The organism is Coleofasciculus sp. LEGE 07092 (genome assembly GCF_015207375.1).
Taxonomy (GTDB): domain Bacteria; phylum Cyanobacteriota; class Cyanobacteriia; order Cyanobacteriales; family Coleofasciculaceae; genus LEGE-07092.
The window spans coordinates 1-15,227 of sequence record NZ_JADEWY010000041.1 but is presented as its reverse complement, the minus strand read 5'-3'; the positions used below and the strand labels follow the sequence as shown (position 1 = coordinate 15,227).

23 protein-coding genes are annotated in these 15,227 nt (G+C 46.7%); 11 read left to right on the top strand and 12 right to left on the bottom strand.

The window, feature by feature from the left end; genetic code table 11:
• Positions 1-60 precede the first annotated feature (60 nt).
• Positions 61-633, top strand: coding sequence for a Uma2 family endonuclease (locus tag IQ257_RS12250; RefSeq protein WP_193875846.1), 573 nt, complete (start codon positions 61-63; stop codon positions 631-633).
• Positions 627-776: a hypothetical protein gene (locus IQ257_RS12245; RefSeq protein ID WP_193875848.1), complete on the top strand. Its 150-nt coding sequence runs from the start codon at positions 627-629 to the stop codon at positions 774-776. Before IQ257_RS12250 ends, IQ257_RS12245 begins: the two co-directional genes overlap by 7 nt.
• A gap of 81 nt (positions 777-857) precedes the next feature.
• Here the strand turns inward: IQ257_RS12245 and IQ257_RS12240 are convergent, their stop codons facing one another.
• Positions 858-1,031 carry a hypothetical protein gene (locus tag IQ257_RS12240; protein ID WP_193875850.1) on the bottom strand — a complete coding sequence of 58 codons (174 nt, stop codon included), beginning with the start codon at positions 1,029-1,031 and terminating at the stop codon, positions 858-860.
• Between the two features lie 25 nt (positions 1,032-1,056).
• On the opposite strand from IQ257_RS12240, the gene IQ257_RS12235 reads away from it, so the two are divergent.
• Positions 1,057-1,599 carry an REP-associated tyrosine transposase gene (locus IQ257_RS12235; RefSeq protein WP_193875852.1) on the top strand — a complete coding sequence of 181 codons (543 nt, stop codon included), beginning with the start codon at positions 1,057-1,059 and terminating at the stop codon, positions 1,597-1,599.
• A 202-nt stretch (positions 1,600-1,801) separates the two neighbouring features.
• Here the strand turns inward: IQ257_RS12235 and IQ257_RS12230 are convergent, their stop codons facing one another.
• The 8 genes from IQ257_RS12230 to IQ257_RS12195 form a co-directional block, all read right to left on the bottom strand.
• On the bottom strand, positions 1,802-2,110 hold the full coding sequence (locus tag IQ257_RS12230; RefSeq protein ID WP_193875854.1) for a type II toxin-antitoxin system RelE/ParE family toxin: 309 nt from the start codon (positions 2,108-2,110) through the stop codon (positions 1,802-1,804).
• Positions 2,111-2,118: 8 nt separating this feature from the next.
• Complete coding sequence (locus tag IQ257_RS12225) at positions 2,119-2,376, bottom strand: type II toxin-antitoxin system ParD family antitoxin (protein ID WP_193875856.1); 258 nt, start codon at positions 2,374-2,376, stop codon at positions 2,119-2,121.
• Positions 2,377-2,394: 18 nt separating this feature from the next.
• Complete coding sequence (locus IQ257_RS12220) at positions 2,395-2,610, bottom strand: hypothetical protein (RefSeq protein WP_193875858.1); 216 nt, start codon at positions 2,608-2,610, stop codon at positions 2,395-2,397.
• Positions 2,611-2,784: 174 nt separating this feature from the next.
• Positions 2,785-3,228: a type II toxin-antitoxin system VapC family toxin gene (locus tag IQ257_RS12215; protein WP_193875860.1), complete on the bottom strand. Its 444-nt coding sequence runs from the start codon at positions 3,226-3,228 to the stop codon at positions 2,785-2,787.
• The gene (locus IQ257_RS12210; RefSeq protein WP_193875862.1) at positions 3,216-3,437 is read right to left on the bottom strand and encodes a hypothetical protein; all 222 of its coding nucleotides are present in this window, start codon (positions 3,435-3,437) and stop codon (positions 3,216-3,218) included. Before IQ257_RS12210 ends, IQ257_RS12215 begins: the two co-directional genes overlap by 13 nt.
• 129 nt (positions 3,438-3,566) lie before the next feature.
• A complete protein-coding gene (locus tag IQ257_RS12205; protein ID WP_193875864.1) occupies positions 3,567-3,797 on the bottom strand; it encodes a hypothetical protein in 231 nt (76 codons plus the stop codon).
• 233 nt (positions 3,798-4,030) lie between these two features.
• Positions 4,031-5,275 carry an FAD-dependent monooxygenase gene (locus IQ257_RS12200; protein ID WP_193875866.1) on the bottom strand — a complete coding sequence of 415 codons (1,245 nt, stop codon included), beginning with the start codon at positions 5,273-5,275 and terminating at the stop codon, positions 4,031-4,033.
• 156 nt (positions 5,276-5,431) lie between these two features.
• Positions 5,432-5,938 carry a hypothetical protein gene (locus IQ257_RS12195; RefSeq protein WP_193875868.1) on the bottom strand — a complete coding sequence of 169 codons (507 nt, stop codon included), beginning with the start codon at positions 5,936-5,938 and terminating at the stop codon, positions 5,432-5,434.
• Between the two features lie 113 nt (positions 5,939-6,051).
• Between IQ257_RS12195 and IQ257_RS30745 the strand changes: the two genes are divergently transcribed.
• From IQ257_RS30745 to IQ257_RS12185, 3 genes are read left to right on the top strand one after another with little or no spacing between them, the layout of a single operon-like run.
• A complete protein-coding gene (locus IQ257_RS30745) occupies positions 6,052-6,180 on the top strand; it encodes a hypothetical protein (protein WP_265584511.1) in 129 nt (42 codons plus the stop codon).
• 40 nt (positions 6,181-6,220) lie between these two features.
• Positions 6,221-7,711 carry a serine/threonine protein kinase gene (locus tag IQ257_RS12190; protein ID WP_193875870.1) on the top strand — a complete coding sequence of 497 codons (1,491 nt, stop codon included), beginning with the start codon at positions 6,221-6,223 and terminating at the stop codon, positions 7,709-7,711.
• Positions 7,712-7,737: 26 nt separating this feature from the next.
• Complete coding sequence (locus IQ257_RS12185) at positions 7,738-9,141, top strand: protein kinase domain-containing protein (RefSeq protein ID WP_193875872.1); 1,404 nt, start codon at positions 7,738-7,740, stop codon at positions 9,139-9,141.
• An 82-nt stretch (positions 9,142-9,223) separates the two neighbouring features.
• Here IQ257_RS12185 and IQ257_RS12180 read toward each other — a convergent pair whose 3' ends face one another.
• Complete coding sequence (locus tag IQ257_RS12180; protein ID WP_193875874.1) at positions 9,224-9,340, bottom strand: photosystem II protein Y; 117 nt, start codon at positions 9,338-9,340, stop codon at positions 9,224-9,226.
• A gap of 115 nt (positions 9,341-9,455) precedes the next feature.
• Positions 9,456-9,995 (bottom strand): gamma carbonic anhydrase family protein, encoded by a 540-nt coding sequence (locus IQ257_RS12175; RefSeq protein ID WP_193875876.1) that lies wholly within the window; start codon positions 9,993-9,995, stop codon positions 9,456-9,458.
• A gap of 246 nt (positions 9,996-10,241) precedes the next feature.
• Between IQ257_RS12175 and IQ257_RS12170 the strand changes: the two genes are divergently transcribed.
• The 5 genes from IQ257_RS12170 (at position 10,242) to IQ257_RS12150 (ending at position 13,848) form a co-directional block, all read left to right on the top strand.
• Entirely contained in the window at positions 10,242-10,751 is a 510-nt protein-coding gene (locus IQ257_RS12170) for a TIGR02652 family protein (RefSeq protein ID WP_193875877.1), read from the top strand.
• Positions 10,752-10,759: 8 nt separating this feature from the next.
• The gene (locus IQ257_RS12165) at positions 10,760-11,224 is read left to right on the top strand and encodes a VOC family protein (protein ID WP_193875879.1); all 465 of its coding nucleotides are present in this window, start codon (positions 10,760-10,762) and stop codon (positions 11,222-11,224) included.
• Positions 11,225-11,342: 118 nt separating this feature from the next.
• Positions 11,343-11,807, top strand: a complete 465-nt coding sequence (locus IQ257_RS12160; RefSeq protein ID WP_228060653.1) for a cupredoxin domain-containing protein — start codon at positions 11,343-11,345, stop codon at positions 11,805-11,807.
• A 343-nt stretch (positions 11,808-12,150) separates the two neighbouring features.
• Complete coding sequence (gene map, locus IQ257_RS12155; protein WP_193875883.1) at positions 12,151-12,978, top strand: type I methionyl aminopeptidase; 828 nt, start codon at positions 12,151-12,153, stop codon at positions 12,976-12,978.
• A gap of 108 nt (positions 12,979-13,086) precedes the next feature.
• Positions 13,087-13,848 carry a MinD/ParA family ATP-binding protein gene (locus tag IQ257_RS12150; protein WP_193875885.1) on the top strand — a complete coding sequence of 254 codons (762 nt, stop codon included), beginning with the start codon at positions 13,087-13,089 and terminating at the stop codon, positions 13,846-13,848.
• Positions 13,849-13,860: 12 nt separating this feature from the next.
• Here the strand turns inward: IQ257_RS12150 and purB are convergent, their stop codons facing one another.
• The gene (gene purB, locus IQ257_RS12145) at positions 13,861-15,156 is read right to left on the bottom strand and encodes an adenylosuccinate lyase (RefSeq protein ID WP_193875887.1); all 1,296 of its coding nucleotides are present in this window, start codon (positions 15,154-15,156) and stop codon (positions 13,861-13,863) included.
• Positions 15,157-15,227 lie beyond the last annotated feature (71 nt).

Here is a 15,227-nt window from a genome sequence, read left to right as displayed (position 1 = left end):
GAATGCGATCGCATTCCTCGCTTAAATTAGTAATGTATCCACTTGGGGTTAAAGCTTGAAATGACCACCCTAACCATCAATCTCCAATCCCTAACACTTACAGACGAGCAATTTTATCAACTCTGTCAGGATAACGAAACGCTGAGATTTGAACGCACAGCTACGGGAGAATTAATTATTATGCCACCTACGGGGGGAGAAACCAGTAACCGTAATGCTGGACTAACTGCTCAAATCTGGATTTGGAATGAGCAAACTCAACTGGGTAAAGTTTTTGATTCCTCTGGAGGTTTTAAACTACCGAATGGTGCAGATCGTTCTCCTGATGCTTCTTGGGTAAAATTGGAACGCTGGAATGCTCTGACTCCCGAACAACAAACGAAATTTGCTCCTCTTTGCCCTGATTTTGTAGTTGAGTTACTTTCTCCAAGTGATAGCTTTACAGAAACTCAGGCAAAAATGAAGGAATATTTAGAGAATGGTATTCGTCTGGGTTGGTTAATTAATCGGAGAACTCGACAAGTGGAAATTTATCGGCAAGGTCAAGAAGTTGAGGTGCTTGAGTCTCCTGCTAGTTTATCAGGGGAAGATGTTCTACCTGGATTTGTTCTAAATCTTGAACCAATTTGGTAACACCCCACAGTGCGATCGCGTCTATCTTCTCTAATGTGCGATCGCCTTTGGAGTATCATGTATGCGATCGCCTTTGCAGTATCGTCTATGCGATCGCGTCTATCTTTCCCAAGGTGCGATCGCCATCTTGTAGGTTGGGTTGAGGCACGAAACCCAACATTTCCAAAGCATTTGGGTTTTTTATCAGTGGATGATTTCATAGCTTGAACGGCGTTGGGCAACGCTTACGCTCTACCCAACCTACAGTTGCTAACTCGAGAGGCACGTTCCCGCAGCGTTCCTGTTCCTCGTAGGGGTTGCCGCAGCGTCGAGTAACCCAACAAATCCGGAATTTTACGGTGTTGGAGAAACTTAATGGCTGGATAAGCTGGTTGGAGTTGGGTTTCACTATCGCTCAACCCAACCTACGAGGTTAACAACGCCATGCAATATCGTCGGGCAAAAATAGAAGGGGGCACCTACTTTTTCACCCTAGTAACTCACAAACGGCGCAAGATTTTGTGTGAACCCGATAATGTTCCCTTACTTCGAGAGATTTTTCGCTCTGTCAAAGCCAACCATCCATTTACAATCGACGCCTTCGTGTTGCTACCAGACCATTTGCATTGCATTTGGACATTACCCGAAGGTGACTGTGACTTTTCCACCCGTTGGCGATTGATTAAAAGCGAATTTAGCCGTCGCTGTCATCCCAAATACAAACAACAACCGTCTGCATCCAGGCAACGAAAAAAGGAACAGGCTGTTTGGCAGCAGCGATTTTGGGAACACCTCATTCGGGATGAGACAGATTTCACCCAGCATGTGGAGTACATTCACTACAACCCAGTGAAACATGGCTTGGTGCGAACTCCCAGAGATTGGGAATTTTCCAGTTTTCATCGTTATATCCGAGATAGTTTATACGATCGCTGCTGGGGTGAAGGCGAGGAGATTCCCTTTGTTGAAGGGATTGGGAATGAATGAATTGATAGTAGGGTTAGTAGATTGACTTGGTGTTGGGTTTCGCTAATGCTCAACCCAACCTACGTTTGTTTGGAGAAAAGTGCGGGAGTGCGATCGCCTTTGTGCCTCAGTGGATGCGATCGCGCCTATCTTCCCCAAAGTGAACTCGGCTTCGGAGTGTCGACGGATGCGATCGCGTCTCTGTTTCCCAAAGTGCGATCGCTCAGTCTTCATCTTCCACAAATAGCGCTTCGAGATCGCGATAACCGCCCACCACCCGCATCACCTCGATTCCGTTTGAAACCAGACGATAAAAAATCAGGTAATCTTCTAACGATACACTCCGCAAGCCAGGATAGAGTTCATCTCGTTTGCGTCCTATTCGAGGGAACTGAGCTAGCATTTTGAACTTCGTGTCGATCTTCTCAAGAAAACGCTCTGCCGTTTCAATACTTCCTCTCTCAGCGAGATAGTCCATAATACTCTCTATATCTCGGCTTGCTGTCGGTGTAATTCGGCAAAAATTGCTCATCAATTAGCCTAAGCGCGACGCTGTTGCAATTTTTCTTGCAGTCCAATTATGACGGTTTCTGCATCCAACAATTCGCCTCGTTCAGCCTCTTCAACCCCCACCATAACCTCACGACGTAATTCTTCAAACCGTCCTTGATAAAGATTTTCTCGTTCTTGTAGCAGCTTAATACCTGCTAAAAAGACTTCATCAATGGAGGCATACTTGCCGCTAGCAAGCTGATTTTTGATAAACTGTTCCAGTTCCGGTGGCAATGTAATTGGCATACTAAAATCAGCTTCGGATTAACCTGCTGCTATTTTAGCGCGATCGCGCTTGCCGTTTGAGTGGATGCGATCTGCGCTTCTCCCAAGGGGAGACGCCAAGGGCGAACGCAGCAGCGCTGACGCTCGTTCCTCGCTATAGCTTCGCTTCACGCTATCGCGTCTATCTTTACCCAACGTGCGATCGCGTTCCTGTGTCGGTGTATGCGATTCGCTAACGCAATAGCTTCGCTTCACGCGCCTATCTTCTTCAAAGTGCGATCGCGTTTGCAATATCGGTGGATGCGATCTGGGCTTCTCCTTGCGGAGAGGCTACGCCAACGCAGCAGCGCTGACGCTCGTTCCTCGCTATAGCTTCGCTTCACGCTATCGCGTCTATCTTTCCCAAAATGTGATCACACCTGCCTAAAATCAAGCCCTCAGTTCCTCTAACACCAACACTTCCAACCCAGGTAAAGAAGGTAAACGTGAATCATTAGTCAAAAAAAACGAAGCACCTTGGCGAATTGCTGTAGCCATTTGAATTGCATCAGGCGTTCTCAAATTGTAAGTTGCCCGGAGCTGTGCAGCGATTTCAGCAATAGCTGGAGAAACTTCGATGGTTGTCAAACCTTCTTCATCCGATAGGATGTCACGATATTGTTGAGCTAGTATACTGTTCCCTTGTCGCAGAGGATAAACTAGCACTTCTAACAAAGTTATCACCGAGGTTACAACCCTTAACTCCCCGTGCACCATCGCCTCAAAGAAAGCGTCAGTCATCTCCAAGTAAGCCGGATTTTCTTCTATAAAGTAAATCAGCGGCGCACTATCCAAACCGACTACTTGCCCCTGTAACTGGGCTATCCATTCCATGAGTCTCGTTCCTGATTGACATATTCTTGAGCATCAATGCCATTCCAGATTTCTTTACCTAACCCTCGCAACTCCAGGATGCTACGTTTGGGCTTAGGTGTCAGCGTAAGTTGTTGACGAATTAAGCTGAACAATTCTTCTATCAGCCGCATTTGCTCATCAGGAGTAAGGTTTTCAGCTAGACGACGTACTTCATGATAAGTAGACATACACTTTCTCTTGTAATGCTCTTGCCCTAAGTCCAATATACAGAAGCTAGAATTTCCTCAAAAATAGGCTGCACGGTTGGGTCATCGTTAAAGTAATAAATCAGGATGTTTGTATCCAGTAGATAACTATTATTCACCCCATTCTTGCCTGAGTGACTTCTGAAACTCTAAAGCATCCACGCGCTTAGGCAAAAATCCCCACCATTTGTCTTTACTTACCCCTTGTAATTGGAGAAGGTGACGTTGATGCTCCGATGTTACCTTCTGACGAACCAGCGCTGCTAATTCTTCCAACAGGCGCAGTTGCTCATCAGAGGTAAGGCTTTGAACTTGACTGAGTACTTCGTTATAGGTGGACATGGACTCTATCTGAATAATTCTTTTGCTCTAAGTCCACTATATACACCAGAGCGATCGCGCTTGCCGTTTCAGTGGATGCGATCGGGTCTATCTTTCCTAAAGTGCGATCGCGCTTCAGTGTGGATAGATGCGATCACGTCTATCTTTCCCAACGTGCGATCGCATTCCTCGCTTAAATTAGTGAATTTCGGGAAGTGACAGAAGAGGGATAAGACTTGGAATTTTTATGCAACTTAGTCTCGTGACAAGTAAGAATTCCATTCGGGTTGGTAATCAAACAACCATCTAAACTGCCAGTCAGCTAACCAGGTTGGAGTAAGTTTGTAGATCCAATTGCGCAGGAAGCAGCCGAAGGCAGTGTCAGCTTGTCCGAGATTGCCAACCTGACGGGAGATATTGAAGACACGAGTAACTCGATTGCTGCGACTGTTCTCGAATTGACGCAGTAGCGTTGGCACTTGGTCATAATTTGTTTCGTTAGTCAACAGTCCCTTAACTAACTCAAAAGCATCTTCCACCGCCATACAGCCGCCCTGTCCTAGATTGGGTTGGACGGGGTGTGCAGCATCTCCGATTAGCGTAACCTGCCCTCGTCCCCACTCTCGACTAAGGGGTTGGCGATCAAGGATATCATCTCGGTAGATATTATATTGATCGAGAGATTCGATGATAGCGGGTACTGGGTCAGCATAGTCTGAAAAGAGCGATCGCATTACCTTTAAAGAACCTCCTACCGCGTCGTCATTCCCCCCAGATTCAGTATTCTTAAAGGCGTAAAAACCAAACCGACCTCCCCCCACATCAAAGTACCCAAAGCGGTTTCCCTGACCCCAAAATTCCCCCCAGCTATAGCGATCATCAAGGGGTAGATTTGAACGGTTGAAATATCCCCGCCAGCAACACATTCCACTGTAGATTGGTTGCTCTAACTGCTCCCGATCGTTGAGACGAGCACGCACTTTTGAGTAGAGTCCATCAGCTCCCACTAAAATATCACCTTCTGCAATGCTGCCATCATTGAAAAAGACTCGCACGCCATCCCCCGTATCTTCAAAATGCTCGAAGGCAATACCCGTCCGTACAGTTCCTGCAGGTAAGGATTCGTAGAGAATCTGCTGCAGTTCAGGTCGCAGAAGGCACACACCTAAGTCGTCTTCTCCAACAAACCCAGGCGTGTTGATGTAAAGGGGAGTCCCGTCTTTGCTGAAAAATCCACCTTTGAGAATCTTGCCTCCCTGTTCGTAGAAACGATTGTAGATTTTTCCGTCCCAGAGGAGTTTGTAGACGCGCATCGCATTTCTTTGTATGAAAATTCCTCCGGGTCCCGACAACATAGAATCTAGGTGGCGTTTCTCGTATAACTCCACCTCAATTCCTACATCAAGGCAGGCACGGGCAAAGGTCAAACCACCTATTCCACCTCCAACAACGATCGCTTTCGACACAGATGATTTGATGGCATTAGGGGTTGTTGGCATCACTCTCTCCAGGAAGTTTTCGATACTTAATCTAACGTTACTCTCTCTAAATATCGAAATATTTGGTAAAATAATGTTAGGTAGGGCGGCATTTGTTCGGCACGACCTAGCACCTAAAGAACTTAAGATTATGCGGTTCCAGTAGAGAACAAGCCCTCAAATCACTATCTTAGAAATCATTAAAACCCCATGATCCGATCGCAAGTAAGGAACCGAAGCCGCCTTAAACCCCGTTACAAAGGGCTTGTGATGCAACTGCCAGTAACTCGGACTCAAATCATGGGCGATCGCTTTTAATTCCCTCAGTTCCTCCACCAATTCCGCTGCCAGTTCGTTGATCCGATTGGCGCGCTCATAAGCCTCTTGGACTGTTGCCTCAATTTGCTCTTCCGGTGTCAGGGGTTGCTTGCGTTCCACTCGCGGCTGTAACTCTAGCTGTTTTTGCTCTAACTGCGCCTGTAGTGCGGCGATCGCATTATCAATTCCCTCGACTTCTGCCGATACCTGTGGCGCTTCCCTAGCTTGGCGGCGGTAAGCTTCAGAGATTGCTTCTGGTGAATCATTCTGTGGCAGTATCTCCTTCGCCATTAATGCATCCCGTTCGCGGCGCAATGCCTCAATTTGAGAGCGAATTGCCTCAAGTTCTGCCTGTATTCGGTCCATCCTAACCTCAGCTATAACCTTCTGCTCCTTACTCTAAACTCTATAACGACCTGTTATTGGGCGAAAGGGGAAAGAGTTGTTTTATCTTCTTTTTTGCTTTCATAAAAAAACCTGTGCGTGCAGACTTTTTTGGAGTAGATACCCAGAAAGCTCTCACCCCAAGGCAGAGGGCGCAGTTGCGATGTGCGATCGCTAACTCAACTCTGCATAACACCCAAGACGTTGGAACTATAGCATCATAGAGGTATGCAGACAGCGCTGAGTGTCGGTCTGAGGTAAATAATGCTACAAACTGCACAAGTCTTACAGGAACGTTACCGACTGCAACGCCAGTTGGGAAATAATGCGGGGCGTCAAACTTGGCTGGCAAAGGATATCCAAACTTCACCCGCCGAACCCGTAACCCTGAAGCTGCTGGCGTTTAGTCCTCAGATGCAATGGGAAGAATTTAAGCTATTTGAACGGGAAGCTTCTATCCTCAAACAACTCAACCATCCCCGTATTCCCCGCTATCGTGATTACTTTTCCCTAGACAAACAGACAGGTGCAGGGTTGTGCTGGTTTGGCTTAGTGCAGGATTACATCCCAGGTTACTCCCTGCAACAGCTAATAGACTCTGGCAAGCGGTTTACCGAAGTACAGGTGCGTTCTATTGCCACTCAAGTATTGAAGATTCTCTCGTATTTGCATGGATTAAATCCACCCGTCCTCCATCGGGATATCAAACCCAGCAATCTTATTTTGGGAAAAGACAAGCGGGTTTATCTGGTGGATTTTGGTGCAGTTCAAGATAGTGCGGCGGTTGAAGGTGTCACGTTTACTGTAGTGGGCACGACTGGATACGCACCCCTCGAACAGTTTTGGGGACAAGCGGTTCCGGCGTCTGATCTATACGCCTTGGGTGCTACCTTAATTCACTTATTAACAGGCATTTCTCCGGCTGAGTTACCCCAGAATAACCTACGGATTCAATTTCGCGATCGCGTCAGTATTAATCCCACATTCCTCAACTGGATTGAAGCCCTCACCGAACCCGATCTTGACCTGCGATTGAGTACAGTTGCACAAGCATTAGAAGCACTTGAAACGGGTCGCCATATCAGCTATCCATTGGAAACGGTTAAACCCCCGTTTAATAGCCAAATAAAGCTTAAAAAATCTCCCCATCAGTTAAGTATTAAGATTCCTGGACGGCGGAGATCCGTTCTTCGGGGGAGATCCGTTCTTCTAAGTATCATCATAGTGGCAGGAAAATTACTTCCCTTTTTCAGCTTGGCAATTGTAATGCTAGTGCTAAGTTTATTAATTCCAGCCTTAGTAGTAGTATTTGTAGCATCTGTAGGCTTACTCTTTTCCTCTTTTAAAGATTTTTCTGTAGGCTTACTTTTTTCCTTTTTTGAAGATTTTCTGGCTGTGGTATTTCTTTTTAGTATGGCTATGGCAAGCTTAATCATGTTTTGGATATGGGGACGCGAGAATTTCGTGAAAATGGCAGATGATATAGAGCAGAGTCATTTCTCTGCCTCCGTATTTAGCAACTGTTGTCTTGAGTTTGATAGAAATAAGTTTTCTATTGAATTTAGACAGTTTGGGAGAATCAATTCCCACTACCAAGGTCAAGTTTCAGAGATTAAAGAGGTCTGGGATAATCCTTCACTTAAAAAGGTTTTTTTAAAAACGGAAGCTAAGACCTATTGTTTGACTAAAGGATTAACTCAAGCTGAACGTCAGTGGCTCGTTCAAGAAATTAACGAGTGGTTGGCAGACGTATAAAAAACCTAGAACTAAATTAATTCATCATGCTAAAAGCCAAAGATACTTTAAAAGAACGCTATCAACTGATTCGACAGCTAGGGCAAAATGCGGGTCGTCAAACCTGGCTTGCAACTGACATCGAATCCTCTCCTCCTAAAACTGTCATCGTCAAACTGCTAGCGTTTAATCCCCAAATGCAGTGGGATGACTTGAAGCTGTTTGAACGGGAAGCCCAAGTTCTCAAAAATATTAATCATCCCAAGATTCCTGAGTATCTCGATTATTTCTCGGTAGACGATGTAGGGGCGGGTTTGCAGACATCTTCCCTAGGTTGTCAGGATATTGGTAAAGCCGCCCTGACAGGCTTACCTTGGTTTTGCCTAGTGCAGGAATACATCCCCGGTGACTCTCTCAAACAGCTTTTAGAGCAAGGCAAACCTTTTACAGAACAGCAAGTACGCTATTTTGCCGAAGACATTCTCAAAATTTTGAGTTACCTGCATGAGCTGAGTCCACCCATTCTTCACCGTGACATCAAACCTAGTAACTTGATTTTGGCAAAAAATAACCAAATTTATCTCGTTGATTTTGGTGCCGTTCAAGACAGAGCCAAGGCAGAAGGCGTTACGTTTACCGTGGTGGGAACTAGTGGTTATGCACCGCCAGAACAGCTATGGGGAAAAGCTGTCGCAGCTTCCGATCTTTATGCTTTAGGGGCAACTCTGATTCACTTATTAACGGGTATTTCTCCGGCTAATTTGCCCCAGCGTCGGATGCGAATCCAGTTTAAGGATAGGGTTAGTATTAATCCCGATTTTGCCAAATGGATTGAACAACTCATCCAACCCGCTCCCGAAAAACGATTCAGCACGGCACGTCAAGCACTCTCGGCGCTGCAAGCTCCTCTCCTGCCTCGCCCAAATCGCCACTCAATCTCAGGCAATAGCTATTCACCTCAAACTAACCGTGGATACGGCTGTGGATGCTTGGCATTGATAGTGTTCGTTGTCGCTCCTCCCTTAGTCTTGATGGCAACATCATTTCTGGACAAAGAAAGAGACAGAGGAGCTGTTGGTGAGATGAACCGCTACCAAGCTGCCTATTTTATTGAAGATAATACCTTTAACGATGACTTTGGAGAGGTGAAGCGTGCCGTTGAGGGGGAATATGGCAGTCTACCATCAGAGAGATACAACTATATAATGCGTGTGACCGACGGAGCTGTCTTTCACTATGCGTTATCCCGGAAAGAAAAACTTAAAAGCTATGTTGGAGGTATTTTTGCCGTTCCCTCGATGGAGGTTGGGATCAACGATACATCCAATTCTATGACGACACTAAGTATCCTGTGCGTAGCGGAGTTTCCTGGACTAGTCAAACCGACAGAGCCAACTTATAGCAATGGTAAACTTGCCTGCGGTGAAGGCACAAGGCACAGTGGAGGTTAGATAGAGGGAAGCGGAGACAAGGGAACTATTGCCGAGCCTTGTCCCATCACCTCCCTTACCTACCCTCTAAGCTCAGTACTGCTTAGGAACGATTCAGAAATGCCTGAACTTGTCTCAAAGCAGCAGCACCGATATTGAATAAAGCCCAGCTTGCTGCCAGGATGATAGGTAACAAAACGACAACTAACCGCCAATCCATAGTCTTAGCTCCCTCACTTACTTCTTGAAGTTTTTTGAACTTTTCTCATTATTTATCGTTTTAATCAGATTTTACCCCCATAGGTCAATACAGAGGAACCTTTTTTTCTCAACACTTACGCTGAGGGTTGAGTAAACCCCAAGTTGGTTCCTTTGCCTGCGTGTACGAGAGCAAGCTGTTCATAGCGGCGTGCGTGTTCGATTAACTCAGCCGCCTCGGTTTCTGACATATCGCGGACTCGTCTAGCTGGAACGCCGACAACTAGGGATAGGGGGGGAACGTCTTTTGTGACTAAAGCACCAGCACCAACCATACTGCCATATCCCACACGCACACCATCGAGTACCACGGCACCAATCCCAATCAGACAACCCCGTTCGATATGAGCTGAATGAATCACCGCCCGATGTCCAACGGTAACGTGGTCTTCTAAAATCGTAGGCTTGCCTGGGTCGCCGTGTAAAATGGCACCATCTTGGATATTGGTGCGATCGCCAATTTCGATACGCTCTACATCTCCCCGCACGACAGCACCATACCAGATACTGACTCCAGTAGCTAACTGCACCTCACCTATCACCACCGCATTAGGGGCGATAAAGGCAGTTTGAGAAAGGTCAGGGGGAGACCAATAAGACGGATTAAAATGATTCATGATTGTTTTTAAACTCCCAGACTCTCACCACAAAGCTCCGGCAAGAAACTAAAAAATAAATCCAGATTCAACTCAATCGCGCCCCGCACTCTAATAGTTTCGTGCCCCCGGCTAGTGTTATCATATCTAGGCGCTATTGCCAAATTTGTTATCTCAATCCTCTTTCACGAGGAGTGTCTCTGACGGTATCCTATAATGAAACCAAAGGTACTAGCACACCCACCGAAAGACGCCCTGTAGCATTTGATGATCAACCCTAGCTTGCAGTACCCCATATTTGGTTCTGAGATTCAATGTCCTCACTGCCGTCAGTTAATTCCGGCATTGACATTGACAGATACTTATTTGTGTCCCCGGCATGGTGCTTTTGAAGCAGATCCGAAAACAGAAGAACTGATTCACTTACAGTCCGGGCGTCACTGGCGTCGGTGGAATGAGGAGTGGTATCGTCAACACACCCATCCTGATGGCATCCGCTTCGAGATTCACGAAGCCCTCGATCGCCTCTACACCCAAGGCTATCGAGCGACAAGGGTAATCATTGCCAGCCGCTATCGAGAATTAGTGAGTGCCTACTTGGAGCGCAGCACACCTTGGCGGGGGCAGTCTGAGACAGCGAAACCCCGACTCTACGGCTTGCCGGTTGAGTTCAGCCCCGATCCAGCACAAGAACCGTGCTGGGACGTGATTAATTTTGATTTGGAAAAAGAACCCGGTATCCCCGTGCGCTATCCTTACTTCCGATTGTTTGAGTAGACGGCAAGATGTTCCATCACGCTTCGATTCGCACGGCAAATATCCATCGCGCGATCGCATTCTACGAAGAATTGGGATTTACGATCTCTGAACGCTTTACCGCCGGAATCACCCTCGCTTGCTGGATGGAGGGAATTGGTGGACGGATCGAATTGATCCAAATTCCTGAACCTAAACCCGCCCCCGATGCCTTTGGAGATGAGCATTACGTCGGCTATTACCACCTCTCCTTTGACATTACAGAGGTAGCGACTGATTTGCTAAGTTGGTTAACGTCTCTCCAAAACCGTTTTACCGAAGCAGCAAGTCAGAACCCTGAGCAGTTTCAGCCCTTGAAAGTTCTCTTAGAACCGACTCAACAAATTATTGGCGATCGCGTTTACGAAGTCACGTTCATTGCTGATACAGATGGATTACCCTTGGAATTTATTCGAGTTTTGGGAATGGGACAAGGAGTAGGGAATAGGGAGTAGGCTTTTGCCGTGAGCGTCAGCGTTCGACTGAACTTCGACAGGCTCAGTTGCCGCGCTCACGCCGAAGTCCGAACGGGAGTAGGGATAAAGATGTTCAATGATACGGTTTAATTTCTCTATGGATAAACAAAAGAGTCAGCGTCGATGGATTTACCTAGGGTTGACGCTCGTGCTAGGCATAATTTTTGGGTTGGGGAGAATCACTCCATCTGCCATCGCCGCTACTGCTCAACCCATTACTGAGGTTACTGTCAGCTTGGGCAATAGCACTGATGAACTCAAGTTTTTTCCCGATAAATTGGAGTTTGTAGCTGGCAAACGCTATAAACTGCTTTTAAATAATCCCAGTCCTCAAAAGCACTACTTCACCTCTAAAGACTTTGCTGATGCCAGTTGGACTCAGAAAGTTGAATCCGGCAAACTTGAAGTCAAAGGCGCAATCCATGAAGTGGAACTGAAGCCCGGAGGTGAGGCGGAATGGGTATTTGTACCAATGAAACCGGGAACTTACGAACTTCATTGTTCCATTCGAGGACATTCAGAAGCTGGAATGAGGGGGGAAATTGCGATCGCAGCGCAGTAGTTTAAGCTAGACGTTTTCCGATTGTCTGAAGGGGCAGGAGACAAATGGGCGTCCTGGCTATCTTGCTAATGGTTCAAGATGTGAGCGCCCAAAAAAATACCCCACGAGAGTCAAGGAGTGGGGTACAGACTCAATCAGTGGTTTGTACACTAATCATAAGGTTTCATTCGGTAAAGAGACTTCACCTGATTGATTCACCCGATCGGGTGATGTTTTACTATTAACGCAGTTGAAAGCCGGAGTTCATTAAAATATAAAAGATATTTTACATTGGAGTAAGACCTTAAGGACTCAAATCAGCGACTTCGTAGCGCCATTGTCAGTACCCATTTAACAGCCATCTATGAATATTCTGAGCAACTTGCTTCCCAAACAGACTCAAGCTTCCCGTCAGAACAAAAAACGTCGGGGTGTTGAAATCAAATCCGAGCGCGAAATTGAAATTATGCGGCAGGCAGCCCAGATTGTCGCCAAAGTACTGAAAGAAATTTCCGAAATGGTTGAGCCGGGAATGACAACGGCTGACTTGGATGCTCACGCCGAAAAACGCATCCGCGAAATGGGAGCAATACCCAGTTTCAAAGGGTATCACGGCTTTCCGGCATCCATCTGCTCTAGTATCAATAACGAAGTGGTTCACGGTATTCCCAATCGCAAGAAGGTGATTCGCGTCGGTGATGTTCTGAAAGTAGATACCGGGGCTTGCTATGAAGGCTTCCACGGCGACTCCTGCATTACTATCGCCGTTGGTGACGTTAAACCCGCAGCCGCTAAGTTAATTCGCGTTGCAGAAGAAACTCTCTACAAGGGTATCGAACAGGTGAAGGAAGGAAACTACTTACTTGATATTGCCGGTGCGATCGAAGATCATGTTAAAGCAAATGGCTATAGTGTAGTGGAAGATTTCACCGGTCATGGTGTGGGGCGGAACTTGCATGAAGAACCCTCAGTGTTTAACTTCCGCACCCGCGAAATGCCGAATGTTAAGCTTCGTGCTGGGATGACGCTGGCGATTGAACCGATTGTCAATGCGGGTTCTAAAGTTACACGCATTCTATCTGACCGTTGGACGGCAGTTACCGTAGATAATGCATTATCGGCTCAGTTTGAGCATACAGTCTTGGTGACAGCAGATGGCTATGAGATTTTAACAGATCGAACGAAGGTATAGAATTGGGAAGCACGATCGCGCTTTATTCTGAATCAGAACCGAACTCCTATCCCTTAGGCATCTGAGGGGCGAAAAGAAGCGAGTAGAACGACATCCTAGAGGTAAAATATGTCAGAAATCGTCTCGATCCACTCATTCCGTGGGGGTACTGGCAAGTCGAACTCAACCGCAAATCTTGCTGCCACGGTTGCTCGTGAGGGGTATCGGGTGGGTATTGTAGATACCGATATCCAGTCTCCAGGCATTCACGTCCTTTTCGGTTTCGATGAGGATAAAATTCAAAATTCCCTGAACGATTATTTGTGGGGTCGGTGTGCGATCGAGGATGCGGCTTATGATGTGAGTTGGGTACTGGGGGAAAAACGCAAGCTCAACAGCAAAATTCACCTAATTCCGTCGAGTATCCGCATGGGTGAGATTACTCGCATTTTGCGGGAAGGGTACGATGTGAATATGCTGATTGATGGCTTTGAGGAACTGATTGAAGCCTTGAAGTTAGATTATTTGTTCATTGACACTCACCCCGGTCTTAACGAAGAAACTCTCCTATCGATTACAATCTCTGATACACTGCTTCTTATCCTGCGTCCAGACCGTCAAGATTTCCAGGGTACGGCAGTCACGGTGGAAGTTGCCCGGAAGTTGCAGGTGCCAAAGCTTTTACTTATGGTGAATAAAGCACTTCCGTCTTTAGATTTTAAAGCCTTGAAACAAGATATGGAGAGAACCTATAAAGCTACCGTGGCGGGTATCCTGCCCTTAGCTGAGGAGATGATTCAGTTAGCTAGCGGTGATGTCTTTTGCTTGCGCTATCCCAATCATCCCCTAAGCAAGGAAATCCAAAAGGTTGCCCAACATATTATTAGCTAATGGGGCACAACCTCAGATATCCAAACGTTGATAAACCTCCTCTAGATGCTGGAAATGGTATTGTGGGTCAAAACACGCCTCAATTTCTGCTGGCGTTAGCCGACTAGTGACGCGGGAATCCTTTGCAATCAGGTTGTGAAAGTTGCCTTCAGGCTGATTCCAAGCAGCGTGGGCGCAAGACTGCACGGTGCTGTAAGCGTCTTCCCGATTCATGCCTTTTTCGACAAGGGTTAATAAGACTCGCTGACTAAAAATAACACCCCCGTAAAGATTTAGGTTTCGTTTCATGTTTTCGGGGTAAACCAACAGGTGTTTTACCAAGTCGGTAATTTCCGAAAGCATGAAATGCGTCAAAATGCAAGCATCGGGTAAAATCACTCGTTCGACGGAACTGTGAGAAATATCTCGTTCGTGCCAAAGAGCGACATTTTCTAGTGCTGCAACCCCATGAGCTCGGACAATTCGCGCCATTCCTGTTAGTCGTTCGGAACGAATTGGGTTACGCTTGTGCGGCATTGCCGAAGAACCTTTTTGTCCTTTAGAAAAGTATTCCTCAACTTCTAAGACATCGGTTCTTTGCAAATTGCGAATTTCTACAGCAAAGCGTTCAATGGATGCCGTCAACAGTGCTAACTGCTGCACAAAGTCAGCATGGCGATCGCGTGATATTATCTGAGTTGAAGCCGTATCCGGGTCAAGTCCAAGTTTGGAACAGGCGATCGCTTCTATCCGGGGGTTAATGTTGGCATAAGTTCCCACAGCACCGGAAATCTTGCCAACAGAAATTTGCTGGCGCAGGCGCACTAAGCGATCGCGGTGCCGCAATACTTCTGCTAACCAACCCGCCAACTTAAACCCAAAGCTAATCGGTTCGGCGTGAATTCCGTGAGAACGCCCGATCATCACCGTGTAGCGGTGTTGTTGAGCCTGATAGCGGATGGCTTGACATAACCGCTCTACGTGTTCCAGGATAATATTCAAGCTGGCGACGAGTTGCAGGGCTAGGGCAGTATCCAACACATCTGAACTCGTCAAACCCAAATGAATATAACGCCCCGCATCGCCCACATATTCATTCACGTTGGTGAGAAAGGCGATGACATCATGGCGAACCTCCGCCTCAATCTCTTCAATCCGTTGGGGATTAAAATTCGCCTTTGCCTTAATTTCCTCAACCGCCTCAGCCGGAATCTCACCTAGTTCCGCTTTGGCTTCGCAAACAGCTATCTCAACCTGAAGCCAGGTTTTGTATTTATAGCTGTCTGTCCACAGTTCGCCCATTTCGGGCAGGGTATAGCGCTCGATCAATGCCAATGTCGCAGAATACAACCGTCATATTGTATAGCAAAAGGCTGGGGTGCTGGGGTGCGGGGGGGCAG